Source organism: Nocardia sp. NPDC004260 (assembly GCF_053603155.1).
Window position 1 is genome coordinate 80,707 of record NZ_JBSGEZ010000023.1, and the last position, 18,818, is coordinate 99,524.

14 protein-coding genes and 1 pseudogene are annotated in these 18,818 nt (G+C 68.2%); 6 read left to right on the forward strand and 9 right to left on the reverse strand.

The window, feature by feature from the left end:
- Window positions 1–138: 138 nt before the first annotated feature.
- The gene (locus ACWEO7_RS16035; RefSeq protein WP_452424018.1) at window positions 139–1,080 is read left to right on the forward strand and encodes an alpha/beta fold hydrolase; all 942 of its coding nucleotides are present in this window, start codon (window positions 139–141) and stop codon (window positions 1,078–1,080) included.
- A 434-nt stretch (window positions 1,081–1,514) separates the two neighbouring features.
- The gene (locus tag ACWEO7_RS16040; RefSeq protein ID WP_452424020.1) at window positions 1,515–2,291 is read left to right on the forward strand and encodes a DUF1206 domain-containing protein; all 777 of its coding nucleotides are present in this window, start codon (window positions 1,515–1,517) and stop codon (window positions 2,289–2,291) included.
- Window positions 2,292–2,326: 35 nt separating this feature from the next.
- Here ACWEO7_RS16040 and ACWEO7_RS16045 read toward each other — a convergent pair whose 3' ends face one another.
- The 3 genes from ACWEO7_RS16045 to ACWEO7_RS16055 all read right to left on the reverse strand — a co-directional run bounded on the left by ACWEO7_RS16045 (window position 2,327) and on the right by ACWEO7_RS16055 (window position 6,140).
- Window positions 2,327–4,069, reverse strand: coding sequence for an FAD-dependent oxidoreductase (locus tag ACWEO7_RS16045; protein WP_452424022.1), 1,743 nt, complete (start codon window positions 4,067–4,069; stop codon window positions 2,327–2,329).
- A 47-nt stretch (window positions 4,070–4,116) separates the two neighbouring features.
- Entirely contained in the window at window positions 4,117–5,574 is a 1,458-nt protein-coding gene (locus ACWEO7_RS16050; protein WP_452424024.1) for a flavin-containing monooxygenase, read from the reverse strand.
- A 209-nt stretch (window positions 5,575–5,783) separates the two neighbouring features.
- Window positions 5,784–6,140, reverse strand: a complete 357-nt coding sequence (locus tag ACWEO7_RS16055) for a hypothetical protein (RefSeq protein WP_452424026.1) — start codon at window positions 6,138–6,140, stop codon at window positions 5,784–5,786.
- Window positions 6,141–6,439: 299 nt separating this feature from the next.
- Between ACWEO7_RS16055 and ACWEO7_RS16060 the strand changes: the two genes are divergently transcribed.
- Window positions 6,440–6,829, forward strand: a complete 390-nt coding sequence (locus ACWEO7_RS16060) for an RICIN domain-containing protein (RefSeq protein ID WP_452424028.1) — start codon at window positions 6,440–6,442, stop codon at window positions 6,827–6,829.
- 25 nt (window positions 6,830–6,854) lie between these two features.
- Here ACWEO7_RS16060 and ACWEO7_RS16065 read toward each other — a convergent pair whose 3' ends face one another.
- Together ACWEO7_RS16065 and ACWEO7_RS16070 are read right to left on the reverse strand one after the other, a co-directional pair.
- Window positions 6,855–7,715: a TIGR03619 family F420-dependent LLM class oxidoreductase gene (locus ACWEO7_RS16065; protein ID WP_452424030.1), complete on the reverse strand. Its 861-nt coding sequence runs from the start codon at window positions 7,713–7,715 to the stop codon at window positions 6,855–6,857.
- A gap of 168 nt (window positions 7,716–7,883) precedes the next feature.
- On the reverse strand, window positions 7,884–8,705 hold the full coding sequence (locus ACWEO7_RS16070) for an LLM class F420-dependent oxidoreductase (protein WP_452424032.1): 822 nt from the start codon (window positions 8,703–8,705) through the stop codon (window positions 7,884–7,886).
- A gap of 67 nt (window positions 8,706–8,772) precedes the next feature.
- On the opposite strand from ACWEO7_RS16070, the gene ACWEO7_RS16075 reads away from it, so the two are divergent.
- Window positions 8,773–9,177, forward strand: coding sequence for a MerR family transcriptional regulator (locus ACWEO7_RS16075; RefSeq protein WP_452424034.1), 405 nt, complete (start codon window positions 8,773–8,775; stop codon window positions 9,175–9,177).
- A gap of 130 nt (window positions 9,178–9,307) precedes the next feature.
- On the opposite strand, the gene ACWEO7_RS16080 is transcribed toward ACWEO7_RS16075, so the two are convergent.
- From ACWEO7_RS16080 to ACWEO7_RS16095, 4 genes and pseudogenes are all read right to left on the reverse strand, one after another.
- The gene (locus tag ACWEO7_RS16080; protein WP_452424036.1) at window positions 9,308–10,285 is read right to left on the reverse strand and encodes an NAD-dependent epimerase/dehydratase family protein; all 978 of its coding nucleotides are present in this window, start codon (window positions 10,283–10,285) and stop codon (window positions 9,308–9,310) included.
- A 39-nt stretch (window positions 10,286–10,324) separates the two neighbouring features.
- A complete protein-coding gene (locus ACWEO7_RS16085; protein ID WP_452424038.1) occupies window positions 10,325–10,471 on the reverse strand; it encodes a hypothetical protein in 147 nt (48 codons plus the stop codon).
- A gap of 166 nt (window positions 10,472–10,637) precedes the next feature.
- A pseudogene (locus tag ACWEO7_RS16090) lies at window positions 10,638–10,808 on the reverse strand (zinc-binding dehydrogenase); the annotation flags it as partial.
- A 260-nt stretch (window positions 10,809–11,068) separates the two neighbouring features.
- Window positions 11,069–11,752, reverse strand: a complete 684-nt coding sequence (locus ACWEO7_RS16095) for a hypothetical protein (RefSeq protein WP_452424039.1) — start codon at window positions 11,750–11,752, stop codon at window positions 11,069–11,071.
- A 795-nt stretch (window positions 11,753–12,547) separates the two neighbouring features.
- Here ACWEO7_RS16095 and ACWEO7_RS16100 point away from each other — a divergent pair.
- Both ACWEO7_RS16100 and ACWEO7_RS16105 read left to right on the forward strand, forming a co-directional pair.
- Window positions 12,548–12,817, forward strand: coding sequence for an acyl carrier protein (locus tag ACWEO7_RS16100; protein WP_452424041.1), 270 nt, complete (start codon window positions 12,548–12,550; stop codon window positions 12,815–12,817).
- Complete coding sequence (locus ACWEO7_RS16105) at window positions 12,814–18,729, forward strand: aminotransferase class III-fold pyridoxal phosphate-dependent enzyme (RefSeq protein WP_452424043.1); 5,916 nt, start codon at window positions 12,814–12,816, stop codon at window positions 18,727–18,729. The genes ACWEO7_RS16100 and ACWEO7_RS16105 overlap by 4 nt, the downstream gene beginning before the upstream one ends.
- Window positions 18,730–18,818: the final 89 nt, after the last annotated feature.

Here is an 18,818-nt window from a genome sequence, read left to right on the forward strand (position 1 = left end):
AACACCCCGGCGAACAGCCCCACCTTGGTGGTGATCGGCATACCCCTTGGGGATCGGAGCCCAGCACTCGGGGGCCTGATGGCGGCGGCGCATACGGCGGAAAGTAGGACGAGTACCGCCAGTGAACCGGAGCAGCCCATGTCGACTCTCAGCACAATCGCCGCCACGGAGGAACGGCGTGCCACGGTGTGGACCGAGGACGGCGCGGCGCTCGCGATTCGCGAATACGGCCCGAGGGACGCGGACCTCACCGTCGTCCTGCTGCACGGACATTGCCTGCGCAGCGAATCCTGGACCTACGTCCGCGACGAGCTGCTGCGCCGCTACGCAGGCGCCCGGATCGTCTGCTACGACCACCGCGGCCACGGCGAGTCCGCCGCCGCGCCCCCGCGGACCTACAACATCGACCAGCTCGGCCGGGACCTGCGCGAAGTTCTCGATGTCGTCGCACCGACCGGGCCGGTCGTCCTCGTCGGCCACTCGATGGGTGGTATGACCGCGCTGACCTACGCCGGTCAGAATCCGCACGAGATCGGCACCCGCGTCGTCGGGGTCGCCCTTCTCGCGACCGCCTCGGGCGGTCTCACCGACGCCGGGTTCGGCCGTCTGCTGCGCAGCCCGGTCGTCTCCGCGTTCCAGGCGGCCGTCCGACTCGCGCCGGGGGCGATGCACCACGCGAAGCTGCTGGCCTGTCAGCTGTTCGCCCCGCTCGTCCGTACCGCGGAATTCGGTGATCGCAGGGTGAGCCCGCGGGTGCTCGCCCTCGCCAACGCGATGCGCAACGAGACGCCGATCGTCACGATGGCGAGCTTCTTGAGCGACCTCATGGTCTACGACCGAACCGAGGCTCTTGGGCTTCTGTCCCGGATTCCGACGCTGGTGCTGTGCGGTGGCGCCGACTTGATGACGCCCCCGTCGCATTCCGTCGCGATGGCCGCCGCCGTCGAGTACTCGGACTTCGTGATCGTCGAGAGCGCTGGACACTCGGTGATCCTGGAGCAGCCCGGCCTGGTGGCGGAGGCCGTCGCGCGCCTGATGACGCGCGCGGGCGAGGCCGCCGACCTCACCTACGTCGCGTAGCGTCCGGAAACCTCACAGGTATCGCTGGCGGAGTTCGCCCTTGACCTGCGTCCCGGGTATTCGAGCAGGGTCGTGCAGCCGTGGTGCCGGGACCAGAAGCTGACCTGCACCATGACCCGGCTGGCTCCTACGAGGACCGTAACCGTCTGGGCAGCAGGGTGATTCGGAGCAGTGCTGTACAGACGCGCCCGTCGAGGGCCCTCTCTCTGGTTCTCGCAGCGGTTATTCCACCCGAAGTGGGCAATACGGTCCATGGAGAGGTGAGAACCATGAGTTTGTTCCGAAATGCTGACAGATACCGATGGCGCCGCACCGGCGGAGTGCGGCGCAGCCGGTGGCGGACCGGTTACGGAAGCGGATGGCGCAACCGATATGGCGGCCGGTGGCGGCGGCACGAGCGTCGGGGGCCGGGCAGGTATGCGAGATCCGGCGGATTGCGAGGGGCCGCGCGCTTCGGCTTCATCGCACGCGGGATCGCCTACATCGTCATCGGCATTCTCGCCTTCATGCTGGCCGTCGGCACCGCGCAGCACGAGCCGACCGCGGGCGGTGCGCTGGCGGCGCTCGCCGGTAAGCCGCTGGGCTATCTGCTGCTGTGGATCCTGGTCCTCGGATTCGCGGCTCTGGCCGCCTGGCGGCTGGCGCAGGCCGCCGCCGCGCCCGCGACAAGTTCGAACGGGCCCCGGCTGCGCGCCTTGGCTCTCGGAATCCTCTATGCCATAGCATTCTTCGTCGTTCTCAGGTTCGTCGTGGACGGCCGGACACCGCAGCCGAGTGACGCGCTCGCACGCGATGTGACCGCCCGGATACTCGGCTGGAACGGCGGCCAAGTGGTCGTCTTGCTCCTCGGTTTGGCCATCCTGGCCGGGGGAGTCCTGATAACCCTGCGCGGGATTCGGCTGGGCTTCCTCGACGATCTGCGAATGGGCTGGATGACCCGCGCTTCGCGGGAGACCGTGATTTGGCTGGGCCGGATCGGCTATCTGGCGCGGGGCGTAATCGTCATCGGCATCGGACTCGCCGCGGTGGTGGCGGCCGCGAACTACGAACCGGCGAACGCCAAGGGGGTCGACGCTGTTCTGCATGATTTCGCCGCCAGCGCCCTCGGCCCTTGGCTGCTCATCGCTGTGTCCCTCGGGCTGATGGCGTTCGGGATACTGTCGTTCCTCCAAGCGCGATACCGGCGCACCCATGGCGGCGTTCCGGTCTGAATTAATGCGAGTGGACAGCCCGCCATGCCCCGAGGTCAGCCGCGTGTGTCCGCCGTCGGCTCGGACCGGTCGGACGGCCCTTTGATCTCGATGATCGGTAACCGGAGCGCGGCCGGAGCGTCGGCCGGGACCACGGGGTTGCGCGGCGGCACGGGGGCGATGCGCCGGTAGGGCGCGCCCGGCTCGGGACGCGGATCCGGCTCACCCTTGTTCGGCCAGAGGGCGGTGGCGCGCTCGGCCTGCGCGGTGATCGTGAGCGAAGGGTTCACCCCGAGATTGGCCGAGATGGTCGAACCGTCGATGACATGCAGTCCCCGGTACCCGTGCATCCGGTGGTACGGATCGACCACCCCGTCGTCCGAGGAGTCACCGATGACGCAGCCGCCGATGAAATGCCCGGTCATCGGGATGTCGAACAGAGCGCTCCAACCGGCGCCCGGGATGCCGTCGATCTTGTCGGCGACCCGGTGGGCCACCTCGTGCCCGGCCGGAAGCCAGGTCGGATTCGGTTCGCCCACACCTTGTCTGATGGTCATCTTGCGACCGAACAGACCGCGTGTGGTGTAGGTGGTGATGGAGTTGTCGACCGACTGCATCACCAGCAGCCCGATCATCTGTTCCGACCAGCCGCGCGGATTCTGGATGTGGAAGGCGTCGCGTCCGAGCTCGCGCATGGTTCGCGCCCACAGGCGCAGCTTCGATGTCCGCCCGTCGGGGTCGATCATGGCGGTGCCGATGAGGCCGATGGCGTTGCTGCCCTTGCCGTAGCGCACCGGCTCGATGTGGGTGTCTTCGTCCGGGTGGATCGAGGAGATGATCGCCACCCCTTTGGTGAAGTCGGAGTCCTTGCGGCGGCTGCGTATCGAGAGCAGCTCTTCGGAGTTGGTGCGGGAGAGTTCGCCCAGACACGGGGAGATGTCCGGCAGAGAACCGCGGTCGCGGAGCCGGTGCAGCAGTCTCTGGGTGCCCAGCGCGGCCGCGGCGAAGACGACCTGCTCGGCGGTGAACTCGCGGCGCGCCCTGCGGACCCAGCGTCCGGTGCGGACGGTGGAGATCTCGTAGCCGCCGCCGGGCAGCGGACGCACATCGGTCACCGTGGTGAGCGGATGAACCGTCGCACCGGCCCGCTCCGCGAGGTAGAGATAATTTTTGACCAGGGTGTTCTTGGCGTTGTGGCGGCAGCCGGTCATGCACTCGCCGCAGTGCGTGCAGGTGTTGCGGGCGGGGCCCGCGCCGCCGAAGAACGGGTCGGGCACATCCTGACCGGGCCGCGCGCCGTTGCCGCCGAACAGGACGCCGACGGGGGTGCTGCGGTAGGTCGAGCCGACGCCCATCTCCTCGGCGATCTCGGCCAGTACGCGGTCCGACGGCGTGGTCGCGGGGTTGGACGTCACGCCCAGCATCCGCTTGGCCTGGTCGTAGTGCGGAGCGAGCTCGTCCTTCCAGTCGGTGATGTGGGCCCACTGGCGGTCGCGGTAGAACTTGTCCGGCGGTTCGTAGAGGGTGTTCGCGTACACCAGCGAGCCGCCGCCGACGCCCGCGCCCGCCATGATGAAGGTGTCCTTCAACAGCGTCAGCCGCTGGATGCCGAAGCAACCGAGGGCCGGGGCCCACAGGTACTTCTTCGCGTCCCAGGAGGTCGCGGCGAACTCGTCGTCGGCGAAACGCCCTCCCGCCTCGAGCACGCCGACCCGGTAGCCCTTCTCGGTGAGCCGCAGCGCCGTCACACTGCCGCCGAACCCGGAACCGACGACCACCACGTCGTAGTCGAACGTCATCTGATCTCCACCACTCGTCGAAAGTTGTTGCCGCAGAGAAGGTCGCGTCAAGAGACGCGCCTCGAGTCGTAGTCCGCGAAGTCGACCTTGCGCGTATGCCACCGATAGCTGATGACGGTGCCCGGCCAGTTGTTGGTGATCCGCCCGGCCGCGTTGCGATACCAGCTCGAGCAGAAGTTCCACGGTGTGCGGTCGAGCCGCTGCTGCAGCCTGCGATCGAACCGGGCCTCGACATCGGGGCGCACTTCGAGCACGTGGCCCGGCCGCTCGGCGAGACGCTGGACGGCCTGGCGGATATAGCGGGCCTGGCATTCGATCATGTAGACGATCGAACCGACGCCGAGGTTGGTATTGGGGCCGTAGACGAGGAACAGGTTCGGGTAACCGGGAACCGTGATGCCTTGGTAGGCCCGGGCCCCCTGCGACCACTCGTCGGCCAGCTTGCGGCCGCCTCGGCCGGAGATCCGCATCGGCCAAAGGAATTCGGTGCCCTTGAAGCCCGTGCCGTAGACCACCGCGTCCACCTCGTGCAGCGCGCCGTCGGCGGTGCGCACGCCCTCCGGGGTGATCTCGGCGATCGCGGTGGTCTCCACCGTTACGTTGGAGCGGGTGAGCGCGGGCAGGTAGTCGTTGGAGAACAGCGCCCGCTTGCAGCCGGCCGGATAGTCGGGGGTCAGCTCGGCCCGCAGGTCCGGATCCGCCACCTGGCGCTTCAGATGCCGCAGGCCGATCCGCGTCACCAGCTTGCGGATGACCGGCACGTCGACGATGCCCAGCGCGAGGAACTCGCAGAACAGCCAGAACGCGAACCGCTCGGTCAGGCGGGTGATCGGCAGGAGCCGGAAGGCGCGATGATGCCAGGCTTTGTACTCGACGTCCGGTTTCGGCATGATCCACGCGGCCGAACGCTGGAACAGCGTCAACTGCGCCACCGAGGGCGCGATCGCGGGCACGAACTGGACCGCGCTCGCGCCGGTGCCGATGACCGCCACCCGCTTGCCGGTCAGGTCGGCTTCGTGATCCCACTCGGCGGAGTGGAAGGCCGTGCCGCGGAAGGTCTCCACACCGGGGATGTCCGGCAGCGCGGGCCGCGAGAGCTGCCCGACCGCGGAGATCAGCACATCGCAGGTCAGCTCGGCGCCGTCGGCGGTGCGCACGGTCCACCGTCCGGTGGCGTCGTCGAACTCGGCCTCGGTGACCTCGGTGCGGAAGCGGATCTTGGGCAGCAGATCGTGCTCGCGAGCGATCCCGCGCAGGTAGGCGAGGATGTCCGGCTGCCGGGAGAACCGCTTCGGCCAGTCGGTGCGCGGCGCGTAGGAGTAGGAATACAGCGGCGAGGGGATGTCGCAGCCCGCGCCGGGGTAGGTGTTCTCCCGCCAGACGCCGCCGACGTCCTCGGCCCGCTCCAGGATCTGGAAATCGTGCAGGCCCGCACGCTGGAGTTCCATCGCCACGCCGAGCCCCCCGAAACCGGTGCCGATGATGACGATCGAAGGTGTGCTCATGACGACAACGCTATGACCTGGACAAAGACCGATGCCAAACACCTGAGGTCAGAAAATCCATACTTTCGGCCAATCGGCGTCCGAGCCCTGCCCGCGGCTCATCCGTTGGGGAGGATCACCGCGCGCCCGCTGATCTTCCCTTCGTGCGGCTGCTGGTAGGCGGGCGGCGGCCCGGATGGTTCGATACCGCAGCGCCTTCATCGCCCCGCCTACTGGAAGGAGCTCACGTTGTTCACCTGGTTCGCCTGCGTGTACCCGCTCAGCACGTACTCGCAGCTGAAACCGCCGGAACTGTCCCAGGTGATCGGGGTCGACTCGGTGCCGACATCGGTGATCCACAGGATGGAGATCTCGTGCCCCGCCTCGTACTCGGAGCTGGTCTGTCCGGGGGCGAGAATGAACAGCGATTTGGGCTGGTCCCATTCCTGCCGGTAGACCGAAACGTACATGTCCGTGTCGTTGTACAGCTTGTACCAGCCGGGCGAACTCTTCTGCGCGGGCGGCTGCTCGGTCGGTGCGGACAAAGACACGATCTTCCGCTTGGCTCCCATGCCGGTATCGGTCATCGGTCGTCTCCCTTCAGGTCGTGCGCTCGACAGCAATCGATGGCGCGAACCTCGTTCGCCCGGTGCAGCATATGAATTCGCGGCCGTGCGTTCCCTCACCTCTTTCGGATGAATTACTCCCGCATCGAGGAGCGGAGACGGCGATCTGGATACAGCTGCGGGAATCCGCTCCGATATGGAGCCGTTTCTGCTGTACTTGCTGTCGGCGATTCGCCTTGGACGACGACTACGAGATCAGCGCAGCGTCACGGGCGGTGTCGAGCCCGGTAGCGGTGCGCTCACACAGTGAGGACGAGACCATGGCCGAAAAGACTGCCACGACTTACCAGATCATCAATTACGAGACCGGCCAAGCACTCGCGGTCGACGGCACCGCGGACAGCGTGACCATGCGCCAGCGTGCCGCCGACGACGACGCGCAGCTGTGGACCTGTCCGGCCAATCCCGAAGAGGGCGATTTCGACATCGTCAACAAGAAAACGGGCGGCCATCTCGCGGCCATCCGTGCGAATGGGCACCTGGTGTGCAGCGAGGAGCATTACGGCTGGGACCTGCCGGATTTCCCGGAGATTTCTCCGATCGCGACCAGCGACGACGAATTCGTCGTCGGGGTGATCCAGAACAATCGACCGCAGCTGTTGATCAACCGGGAAAGCGACCGGGAGAGGTGGATTTTCCGGAAGGTGTGAGCGTTCGCGGATCGGCTGCCGCCCGCTACTTCGTTGCGAGACCGAACCGTTCGGCGAATTCCGACATCTTGTCGTGCTGCTCTTCGGCGCTCGCCGTGGTCAGGTTGACCACGATCCGGGTCACACCGTGTTCTTCGAGTTGCCCGACCTGCTCGGCCGACAGATCGGACGAGCCCCAGCGCGTGTACTCCAAGGCGGCCGGGTCACGGCCCGCTTCCGCGGCCGCCTTGCGCGCCACCTCGATCTGCAGATCGCGCTCGGCCTCCTCCAGCATTCCGCCGGCGAAGTAGCCGTTGCCGCGCAGTCCGGCGCGGCGGGCGGCAGCCCGGCTCGATCCGCCGACGTGGATCGGAAGTCCGGCCGCCTCGAGCGGCTTCGGATAACTGCAGAGAGCGTCGAAGTCGAAGAACTCGCCGTGATAGCCGACGCCGTCGGGACCGCCCGACCACAGCAGGCGCAGCACGTCGATCGCCTCGTCGGCGCGGCGACCGCGGGTGTGGAAGTCCACCCCCACCGCCTGCGCCTCGCCGGGCAGGGCCCCGATTCCGACGGTGAGCAGCCGCATGCGGCCCTTGGACAAGACATCGACGGTGGCCAGGCGCTTGGCGAGCACCACGGGGTGGCGATACGGCAGCAACAGGACACCGGTGCCGAGCAGCAGTCGTCGCGTGGCCGCGGCGACGAAACCCAGACAGTCGAGTGGATCGAAGTAGGGCAGTGTCGCGGGCAGTTCTCCAGCGCCGTAGGACGCGCGGGGGTACAACGCGATGTGATCCTGCACGTACAGGGCCTCGAAACCACATTCCTCGGCATGCTGGGCAAACCTGATGAGCCGATCGGGGTCGGTCCCGTTGAACGGCGTGCTGTAACTGATCGCGAATTTCACAGACATCCCTTCGTATGCGCGTCGGCGCGAATCCAGCGGAGGAGCATCTCGGATGGAGAGCGGAGCCGGTGTGATCCCGCATCGCCGTACTCGCGATCTCCGCACCACACCGGCGTCGCAACGGTAGACCTTGCCGCCGACGTCAAGGCAAGTCTGAGCGTGGCGGGATCAAACCAGGAACCGGTCGGCCACCTTCGCGATCTCGTCGAGGGCGTGCAGTGTTTCCGATTCCGGAAGGGTCGGCAGGCCGAAGAGCAACCGCTGTACTCCGGCCTCGGCATAGCCCTCGATCAGGGCGGGATCCGTCGCGACGAATGCGACCGTGACCGGCAGGTCGTGCCCGTGGAGCCGGGACAGCTGAGCGGGGATTTCGGCGGGATCGGTCACGGCGGCGGGGATCCAGCCGACACCGTGGCGGATCGCGCGTTCGGCCGCCGCCTCCGCGCCGCCGAGGAAGATCGGCGGATGCGGCTGCTGCACGGGTTTCGGCCAGGCGTACATCGGCTCGAAATCCAGGAATCTGCCGTGGAATTCGGCGAGTTCGTCGGTCCAGATCGCCCGGATGGCGGCGAGTTGCTCGTCCAGCAGTGCGCCGCGGGTGCGTGGATCGGTGCCGTGATCGGCCATCTCCTCGCGATTCCAGCCCGTGCCGACGCCGAAGACGAAGCGCCCGCCGGAGATCAGGTCGAGCGTCGCGACCTCTTTGGCGGTGTGGATGACGTCGCGCTGGATCAGCAGGGTCACGCCGGTTCCGAGGATCAGCCGCTCGGTGACGGCCGCGACGGCGGCGAGGGCGACGAACGGATCCACCGCGCGGTAGTACGGCCGCGGCAGCTCGCCGCCGCCCGGGGCGGGCGACTTGCGGCTCGCGGGGATATGGGAGTGCTCGGCCAAGAATATCGACTCGAACCCCCGCTCCTCCAGTGCCACACCGAGTTTCGGACCGCTGATCCCTTCGTCGGTGACGAAGGTGGTGATGCCAATCTTCATGAGCCCTATGCTCGAACCTTCACATCTATGTGATGGTCAACCCGGGTCGGTATGAGGTGGAACACATATGCGTATCGGAGAACTGTCCGAGCGAACCGGCACGTCTCGGCGACTGCTGCGCTACTACGAAGAGCAGGGCTTGATCGCCGCGCAGCGCTGTGGCAACGGCTATCGCACCTACGACGAGCGTCTGGTTGACCGCGTTCGCCAGATCCGGGGACTGCTCGACGCCGGCCTGCCCACCCGCATCATCAAGCAGATCCTGCCCTGTCTCGACCAGCCTTGCTCCATCATGTTCGACGAGGCGACGCCGGAAATGCTCACCCTGCTCGAGGACGAACTGACCCGTATGTCCCGGCGCATCGACTGCCTCACCCGCAACCGGGAGGCCATCGCCGAATACCTCGACGCGGTGCGCACACACACGAGTCGCCTACAGCGGCGTCGGGATCTGCAAGCGACCGAATCCTGACTCGCTGCGGCGCTTTCGGCCCAGCCCGAGCAGAAGGCCGACGGCTTGCTCGGCCAACGCCGAATTGCGTAGTTCCGACGACGGCTGGGAACTTCCGTCTGAGCGCACAGCAGGCGAATCGCGTCCGGGGTCAGCGGGTGGCGGCGAGCGCCGCGAGGGTTTCGGCCGATGTGTACGCCGGTTTCCAGCCGAGATGCTGCTTCGCGCGGTTGGTGTCCATGACGACGGGGGTGCGCACGATGTGCAACCACTCGAGGGTGGCGGGCACGAAGGGGAGATAGGTGAGGGCCGTCGAGGTCGCCGTGGCGGCGAAGGCGGGGACGCGCACCGGTCTGCCACCCAGCGCGGTCACCACGTCGGACAGGCTGAGGGTGCCGTCGCCCGCGATGTTGTACGCGCCGGGCGGAGCGTCCGCGGTGGCGGCCAGTGCGATGGCGGTGGCCATGTCGTCGTGGTGGACGAGTTGCAGGGGGTGTCCAGGGTCGGGAACGATCGGCTTGAACAGCGGATTGGCTCGGGCCAGAGCGCGCACCGGGCCGGGAAGTTTCGCCCACGGCAGGTCGTGCAGGGCCGGTGCCTTCGGACCCGCCACGATGCACGGCCGCAGCACGAACACCTCGAGGTCGGAGCCCGCCGTGATCTCGGTGAGCGCGGCCTCGCAGGAGGCCTTCTGCTGGGAGTAGTAGTGCTCGGTCGAGCCCTCCGGCGGAACGTCCTCGGTGAGGGGCGAAGGATTGTCCGGGTGGTAGCCGTAGGCGGCGACCGAGGAGGTATAGACGAGGCGGCGGGCTCGTTCGGCGGCCACCGTCGCCTCGAAGACGTTGCGGGTGCCCTCGAGATTGACGCGTGCGCTGTCCTGCCGTGAGCCCATGATCACGAATGCCAGGTGGATCACCACGTCGGCGTCGGCGACCAAGGCGTCCACGGCGGCGCGGTCGAGGATGTCGCCGCGCCGGTACTCGGTCTTCGTCCAGCCGTGCGCGGCGGGGTCGAAGGGGCGGCGGGCCATGCCGAGGATCCGGCCCACTCCCGGGTCGCGCTCGAGTGTGGTGACGGCGGAGATGCCGATCTCACCGGTCGGTCCGGTGACGGCGACGGTAATACCCATGGGGCCGGAATTCCCCTGTCGCCATGGGCGAAACGGTGCTCAGTCGGGCGGCTCCATCGCGCCCTCCTCCTCGTTGCGGTCTTCATCCCGCGGGGTTTCGTAGGTTTCGAGGTCCAAGTCGTCGGGGTGGGAGGTATCGGTCTGGTCGCCCAGTTCGGGTGCCTTCTTGTTTCCGGGTTCGGTCACGTTCGTGGCCTACCCACCGATGTCGTCTTCACGCGCGGTGCGGTATCGGAATCCACCCGAGAGCTTCGAGTCGCCGTGCGGCCGGCGCCGAGGACGCGCATCCTCTCCGCACACCACCAGCGCGGTGCCGTCGATCCCGAGCAAGCATCGCGCGCGGCCCGAGGTGTCAGAGGGTGAGCAGGACCTTTGTGGCGCGGCGCTGGTCCATCGCGCGGTAGCCTTCGGCGGCTTCCTCGAGGGGCAGGGTGCGGTCGAAGACCTCGCCGGGATGGATGTCGCCGCGGAGGATGAGGTCGATCAATTCGGGCAGGAAGCGGCGCACGGGTGCGGGTCCGCCGTGCACGGCTCGGCGCCGGGATACCGCTGACGGTTCGGCTCACACCTCGGCGACCAGATGCCGTTGTCGAAGTGGCAATGCCCGGTCGACCCCCGGACCGGGCCGGTCTCCCGCCGGGCCGAACCGTCGTGTCCCCGGACTGCGCCGCTCCGAAGTGGCCGCGCCGGCCGGGGCGACCTCGCCCGCGCCGCCGGGAGCCGAAGATGGGCCCCAGCCTGATCGGCGCGATTATCGCCGGATCACCGGCGCGATCCGCATACTCAGCGCTCGCAGGCGATTTCGCCGACCGCTGTTCGGGTGCGTGCGTAAGTGACGACTTCGTCCGCGTAGGCCGAGGCGTCCGGTCCCGTGGTGCACTGTTGGAAGCGGCGTATGGCCTCATCGAGGCGCGGTCCTGGTCCGCGGTCGGCGAGGAGGACGACGATCGCTTCCCAGGTCCGGATGCCCGGATCCGGTTGGGAGGACAACTCGTCGAGGTAGTGATCGGCTTCCAGCAGCCGTAGCGCTCTGCGAGCGTAGGCGTGCACGCGGCGGGGAAGTTGGCCGCGGATGGCGTCGATGTCGGATTGCAACGCTTGCTGGCCCGGTTGGGCTGGGTCGAGCCGCAGGATCCACGGCGTGGTCAGTTCATCGGACAGCGAGCGAGTGTCGATCAGGTCGGGGCCGGTGGCCGATTCCAGCGGTAGGTGGGGCAGGCCCAGTCGGGTGTTGCGCCAGTTGCAGTACTCCCACCACGGGGTGGGGGTGGCCCTCCAGGTCAGCCCGAAGCCGAGGACCTGTTGTCCGTCGGTCCATGTGCGGGTCACGCGGGTACGGCCGACGGACGCGACGCCGCGCGCCTCGACTCGTGTCCAGGTGGGCTCGATGCCGTGGAACCCATACGGCTGTAGCAGTTTTCCTGTTTCGCGCAGCAGGCGGCGCAGTGCCGTATCGGGGTTGACCATGCCCGGCAGATTAATCGCGATATCCGACACGACGGCAGCCCACCGGGACTGCACTCGGTATGAACCGCCCTAGAGGGCGCGTGAGCCGATTGTGGTCGGTCACAGCATTTACGCATACTGTCCGCCGCTAATGAGAGGCGTCACACGCCGGTGGCGGTCCAGGAGTTAGCTGGTCTTCCGATGGGTGAAACACGTTGGCGGGCAGCGTAAAAACGTCGTTACGTGACTTCATGTTCTGGCCGCGATGGGGTAAGGGGAGTTCGCGTATTAAATACCGATAGGTTGGTATTTATTCCCGCTTGTCCAGTGGATGAATGCCGCATGAACTGCACAGTTTCCAAAAACGGGCACTTTATTGTGTCGAGCGGTGACAGGTGACGTAAATCCACTGCGCTCGCCCTGCTGTCAAGTCGTCTGGGACAGTGCGTTTCTCGGCCTGGTTTCCGTGGTGCGTGGCTTTGTTTCCGGAAACATAGTCGAGGAAGTTGTCTGAAAAATTGCCTTCCGGCGAAACATGCTTTTCTGCAACGGGTTTCGGATTGCAGCCCGCATAGTGCGGGTGTACAGATTGTGAGAACGCGGGACGGTGTCGTGGCACGCCGCACGGGTAAGACGAGCGGCGAGAATCGACAGTCCCGTTCGCGGATATCGGAGGGCAAGTGGGCGCGGAATCTGCGGGTGCAAAAACCTGCGATGAACTGTGTATATCCGGTCTCGAACGGCCCGCTGGCCGTCGATCGGCACAGATGTTCCGCGCCGGTGGAAAGGTCTGGCGCGCGACGAAGGAGGCGCTGAATGAATGAATTCGATGCCCTGACCGAACGAGTTCTCATGATGTTCTCGCGTGGTCTGCACGTGGTCGAAATAGCACCGGACACACCGTTGCTGGATTATGGCTTGGATTCGGTTCGGTCGGTGGAGTTGGTGATCGAGCTCGAGCGGGAGTTCGGCATCGCGATCTCCGACGAGGAGGCGGCCATGCTGCACACCGCGCGCGATGTGATCGCGTGCGTTTCGGCGAAGACGACCCGTACGCGGCACACCCGGGCCGAGGCGCGCGCGTGACCACGGGCGCGGGGTGGCAAGAACAGTTGCCGCGTACCGAATCCGACTCGTTCGGCGATTTCGCCGACTACAACCGACCCGGCCTGGCCGGATTGCTGCGAGCCTGCCACTTGGACGTGATGTACACCGGCGCGGAGGGCGACCATCTCGTCCGCGCGGACGGGACCCGGGTGCTGGATCTCGTCGGCGGCTTCGGCGCGGCATTGTTCGGTCACAACCATCCGGCGCTGGTACGTGCCGCGACCGCGACACTGAACCAGCAGGTGCCATTCGTGGCGCAGGGCAGTGTCCGGCCCGGCGCCGCACGGTTGGCGCGGCGGCTGTCCGAGTCGGTCGGTGCGTCTACCGGCCGGGAGTACGTGGTGACATTGGGTTCCACCGGAGCCGACGCGGTCGAGGCGGCGATCCGGCACGCGGCGGTCGCGCACGCGCGCGCCCTGAGCGAACTGGACGCCGAGCTACGCCGGACGCTGCGCCGGCTGCGCCGCGACCGCTTGCACGATGTGCGCCCGTCCGCGCCCGCCGGGGACGCCGAATCGCGGACCGCCGCGGTCGTGCTCACCGAATCGCTGGGCCGGATCGCGCGGCTGCGTGAGCGCGGGCCGGTGTTCGTCTCGCTCGCGGGCGCATTCCATGGAAAGAGTGCCGGCGCCTTCGCGCTGACCGAACAGGCCGATACCCCGGCCGACCTGGTGGTGCCCGGCCCGCCGCGGTGGCGGCTCGGCACCTGGGCGCCGGACGAGGTGGCCGGCGCGTTCGCCGACGAGCTGTGCACCGTGGGTGTCATCAGCTTCGGCGCCGACGGCGCGCCCGTGCGCACGTGGCGGCGGTTGTCGCCCGTCGCGGCGGTGTTCGCCGAGCCCGTCCAAGGTGAAGGCGGTGTGCGGGAGGTTCCCGCCGACACCCTGCGCGCCCTGCGGGAACTCGCGGATCGGCACACCGCGGCGCTGGTCTTCGACGAGATCCAGTGCGGCATGGGCCGGACCGGCACGTTCCTGGCGTCGGCTCCCTCGGGTGTGCGCGCGGACTACTACCTGATGTCGAAATCGCTCGGCGGCGGACTGGTGAAGATCGCCGCGCTGCTGGTGGACCGTGCGCACGCCGTGACCGACTTCGGTCGCTACCACACCTCCACCTTCGCCGACGACGAGCTGTCGGCGACGGTCGCCGACGCGGCGCTGGACCTGGTGCGCGACAACCAACTCCGGATCAGCGATGCGGGAGCGCGATTGCGGTCGCAGCTGGACGAGGTGGCCCGCCGCTGGCCGCGAGAAATCGTGGCGGTGCGTGGGCACGGGCTCCTGCAGGGCGTGCAGCTGCGGGCGCCGGAGCCGGAATCGGCGCTGCTGCGCGAGATCTGCGCGCCCGACATGTTCGGCTACGTGGTCGCCGGATACCTCCTGCACCGGCACGCGATCCGCGTGCTGCCCACCCTCTCGGCACCGACCACCCTGCGCGTCCAGCCCTCGGCGTTCATCACCCAAGGCGACATGGCGCGGCTGGCGGCGGCGCTGGACGACGTCGCGGCACTGCTGCACCGTGGGCGATACGACGTACTGCTGGCGCACTTGGCCGCTCCCGTCACCACGAAGCCCACGGTGACGGAGCGGGCTCCGTTGCCACGGCGCGCCGATATGCCACCGGCGCGCGACCCGCACGCGCCGACCAAGGTGGCGTTCCTGGCGAACCTGCCCGAGTCCGCTGACCTGCGCAGGCTCGCCCCCGAGCTGGATGGCTGGAGCGACTCGGAATTCGCCGCCTTGCTCGAACGTCTGCGCCCCGTCGCCGATCCCTTCGAACTGACCAGGCGGACGATCTCCTCGCCCACCGGCGCCGAGGCCGAGATGATGGTGTTCGCGCTGCCGCTGACCGCCGAACAGATCGTGGCGCATCAGCGTGCCGGCGAGCGGACCTACGTGCGCGAATTGGTGTGGCACGCGGTAGAACAGGCGATCGCGGCCGGCGCCACGGTGATCGGGCTCGGCGGCTACACCTCGATCGTCACCGATGCCGCACGCGAGGTGACGGAGGACGCCGTTACGGTCACCTCCGGCAATTCGCTCACCGCGGCCTGCGCCTACGAGGTGCTCAGCGCCGAACTGGCCGCGCTGCCGCCGGGGCAGCGGCGGGTCGGCATCCTCGGCGCACTCGGCAACATCGGCGCGGTCATGGCCGAACTAGTCGCTCCGCTGGCCGATTCGCTGGTCCTGGTGGGCAGGCCGGGCGCGGGGACGCGCTTGCGCCGGGTGGCCGCCGGGCTGCCCGGCGAGGTGGTCGTGAGCGAGGACCTGGCCGCACTGCGTGACTGCCGGGTGGTCGTGACCGCCACCAACTCGGCGCGGCCGCTGATCACCGCGCGACATCTCGCCGCGCACCACCCGGTGCTCGTCTGCGATCTGGCCGTACCGGGCGACGTGGACCCGGCGGTCGCCGAGCATCCGCATCTCACCCTGGTCGACGGCGGCCGCATGGCGCTGCCGCTCGGCCAGACCCCGTCCCTACCCGAAACCGGGTTGCCCGCCGGAATCGTCTACGCGTGCATGGCCGAGACGCTGCTGCTCGGCTTCGAGCCGCGCACCGCGAGCCCGTCCTACGGCGTGCTCACCGTGGCCGGTGTCCGCGCGGCACGAAGTCTGGCCGCTCGTCACGACCTGCGCCCGGTTCTGCTGCCGACAGGAGCCACCACCGTGATCACTCCGACTACCGCGTCCGCCCCGATGTTCCTGGGCGCGGCCGATTTCGCCCCCGCTCGGGCGGGCGGCAAGGCCGCCACTCTGCACGAGTTGCTGACCGATGGATTCGCCGTCCCAGCCGGTTTCGTCGTGCCCGCTGAGCTGGACCTCGACGGCGTCGGCGACGACGATCTGTCCGGCTGGGTACGGGCCATCGGCGGGTTCCCGGTGGCCGTGCGCTCCAGCGGCGTCCTCAAGGATCTCGACGACGCCAGTTTCGCGGGCCAGTACGAGTCCTATCTGGACATCGCGGACGCGGACGCGCTGCGGACGCACATCGAACGGTGCCGCGCCTCGGTACGCAACGAGCGGGTGCGGGCGTATCTGTCCCGCCGCGGCATGGCCGACGCCGAGGCGACGGTGGCCGTCCTGGTGCAGCGCATGGTCGAGGCACGTTGCGCCGGGGTCGGTTTCAGCATCGATGTGCTCACCGGCATCGAGGAGCACGCGGTGCTGGAGACCTGTCACGGCGTGGGCGAGCGATTGGTCTCCGGGCAGGTCACCCCCACTCGCTACACACTGCGGCTGTCCGACGGCGGCGTGGTCGCGCGCGAGGCGGGCGACGAGGACGTCCGGCTCGGCGGCGCCGACACCGAAGCACTGGCGGCGCTATTGCTCGCGGTGCAGGCCCGCAGGCATCGGCCGCAGGACATCGAATGGGCGATCGATGGCGACGGCGCACTGTGGCTGCTGCAGTCGCGTGCGGTCACCGCGATCAGCTGGCGCACCGACATCGACCAGTTCTCCGATGCGGACCTGCGCGACGGCGGCGTCTCGGCCCGTGTGTGCACACCCATGATGTTCTCGCTGTACGACAACGCCTTCCAGTACTCGATGCAGCGATTCTTCGAGGGTCTGGGCCTGGCCGCGGCGGGCGAAGAGCCGGACTGGATGGCGATGTACTACGGCCGGGCCTATTGGAACGTGAGCGCGGTGAAGCAGTGCTTCCAGCGCATACCCGGCTTCGACGAACAGCACTTCGACGACGACCTGGGGGTCCTCAACGAGTACGGCCCCGAGGGGCCGATCCGCACGCCGAACACGCCGCTGACCATCGCCCGCGCGCTTCCCGTCGCGCTGGCGGTGCAGCGCAGCTATCGCGAACAGCTCGCCGCCGTCGACGCGTTCGCCGAGAGCTGGCCCGCCAAGTACGCAGCGTGGCGCGAGCGGGTGCGCGCGCTGCCCCGGACCGACCAGGCGACCTTCGCCGCCGACCTCGCCGACTGCCTGCTCACCCTGCACGCGACGACCGAGCGCACCTATTTCACGACGATCTATCACAACTCGAGCGTGCAGACCGACTTCAAACAGCTGCTGGACAAGGTCGACGCGGCCACCGGCGCGACCAGCTCCGCCATCGACCTGATGGGTGGTCTCGCCGAGATCAGCCACATGGCGCTGCAACGCGGGATCGTCGAATTGCACCGTGTCGCACGAGAATTCGGCATGGACCGCCCGGAGTGGGAAATGGCGCTCGCGGCCTTCCTCGCCGAGCAGGGCTTCCACGCCGACGCCGAACTCGACCTCACCTGCCCGCGCTGGTCGGAGGACCCGCAGCGGGTGCGATCGATGATCGCGGTGATGCTCGAACACGGCACCGCGCCTGCCGACCCGGCGGCCACGCTGGTGGAGCAGCGCAAGCGCTACGAGTCCGAGTCGGCGGCGGTCCGAGCCCGGGTCCGGGCCCGTCCGACGACACGGGTGCGCTACGCCAAGGCGCTGGACAAGCAGATCGACCGGATGCGCCGCTACCTCGTGGCCAGGGAACGGATGCGGGAATTCTCGTCGCAGTGCTACGCCGTCGTGCGCGCCTACGTGGTGGAGGCGGGCACGCGCTTGACCGCCGCCGGCGCGCTCGAGCACGCCGACGACGCGTTCCAGCTGACCATCCACGAGCTCACCGACTTGGTCGTGGGCCGCGCGGACGCGGCGGACCTCGCGCCCGTGATCGCCTACCGCCGCGCGATGTACGCGGCCTATCGCGATCTCACGCCGCCGCACGAACTCGGTGGCGGGGTGACCGTGGCCGCGGTGCGCGCCGTCGCCGACGGCGACCTGTCCGGCCTCGGATGCAGTCCCGGTGTCGCAGAGGGAACGGCGCGGGTGATCACCGCGCTCACCGACATCGACCAATTGCGCGACGGCGACATCCTCGTCACGAGATTCACCGACCCGGGTTGGACTCCCGCGCTGGGCTTGGTGGCGGGTGTGGTGACCGAGGTGGGCGGCATGCTGTCGCACGCCGCCGTGATCGGACGCGAGTACGGCATCCCCGCCGTACTGAATGTGGCGGGCGCCACGAGTGTCGTGCGATCGGGTCAGCGGATCCGAATCGACGGCAGCGCGGGAGTGGTGCGGATCCTGGACGCGGACTCCGTCGCGGCCCCCGTGGGCGGCGAACCGTCCGCGGATCACCGGCGAGCGGACGCCGCCGCTCGCGCGCGACCGGAGGAGGACGCACCGCCGCCCCCCGCTCTCCCCGAAACCTCCACGGAGGTGGCAGATCCTGTCGCATCACCTCGCGTGACGCGCGGCTCCGGAAAGGACACGACACTGACCGCACGTAAACGCCTGATCTGTCTCGCGGGCGGTGACGGCTCGGGCAAGACCACCCAGGTGGCGAGGATCGCCGCGGAATTCGAGGCGCAGGGCCACAGTGTCGCAGCGGTGACGATCTGGGACGCCTTCCTCGACCCGAAGGTCTCCTCGAAACTCCCTTGGGGGAGTCCCGCGGAGATCTACGGTTACCTCCAGTTGCTCACTCCGCTCAGCCGCGCGCACTTCCTGTTCCACGCCATGCAGCTGGCACTGGACCTGGCCGCCGAGCGTGGCGCGGACATCATGCTCGCGAACGCGTATTGGTACAAGTACTACGCCACCGAAGTCGCCCACGGCGGCGATCCGGCCGTCCTGCGCAGCCTGGCGGCGGGGTTCCCGGAACCCGATCGCACCTTCTACCTCGCGGTGCGGCCGCAGGACGCGCTGAGCCGCAAACGGTTGCGCAGCGACTACGAGAGCGGCTACGGCGACGAGGAGTCGTTCCTGGCCTTCCAGCAGCGCAGCCACGAGGCGCTCGACGCGCTGTCGGACGAGTTGGGCTGGATCCGGCTCGACGGCACGGCGGCGCAGGCCGAGATCACCAGCGCGGTGCTGACCCAGTTGCGCGAGGACGACCGATGAGACACCTTCTGTCAACCTCAGGCGGCGAGTACGCGTTGGCGGTTGCTGACGTGGGTTTCTTCGTTGTAGGCGGTGCCGCGGGTCAGGCA

What these genes read in the sequence shown, in the direction of transcription:
- ACWEO7_RS16045 (WP_452424022.1), bottom strand. Translation starts at nt 4,069, where the DNA reads ATGACGTTCGACTACGACGTGGTGGTCGTCGGTTCCGGGTTCGGCGGC.
- ACWEO7_RS16055 (WP_452424026.1), bottom strand. Translation starts at nt 6,140, where the DNA reads ATGACCGATACCGGCATGGGAGCCAAGCGGAAGATCGTGTCTTTGTCC.
- ACWEO7_RS16070 (WP_452424032.1), bottom strand. Translation starts at nt 8,705, where the DNA reads ATGAAGATTGGCATCACCACCTTCGTCACCGACGAAGGGATCAGCGGT.
- ACWEO7_RS16075 (WP_452424034.1), top strand. Translation starts at nt 8,773, where the DNA reads ATGCGTATCGGAGAACTGTCCGAGCGAACCGGCACGTCTCGGCGACTG.
- ACWEO7_RS16095 (WP_452424039.1), bottom strand. Translation starts at nt 11,752, where the DNA reads ATGGTCAACCCCGATACGGCACTGCGCCGCCTGCTGCGCGAAACAGGA.
- ACWEO7_RS16035 (WP_452424018.1), top strand. Translation starts at nt 139, where the DNA reads ATGTCGACTCTCAGCACAATCGCCGCCACGGAGGAACGGCGTGCCACG.
- ACWEO7_RS16080 (WP_452424036.1), bottom strand. Translation starts at nt 10,285, where the DNA reads ATGGGTATTACCGTCGCCGTCACCGGACCGACCGGTGAGATCGGCATC.
- ACWEO7_RS16050 (WP_452424024.1), bottom strand. Translation starts at nt 5,574, where the DNA reads ATGAGCACACCTTCGATCGTCATCATCGGCACCGGTTTCGGGGGGCTC.
- ACWEO7_RS16060 (WP_452424028.1), top strand. Translation starts at nt 6,440, where the DNA reads ATGGCCGAAAAGACTGCCACGACTTACCAGATCATCAATTACGAGACC.
- ACWEO7_RS16100 (WP_452424041.1), top strand. Translation starts at nt 12,548, where the DNA reads ATGAATGAATTCGATGCCCTGACCGAACGAGTTCTCATGATGTTCTCG.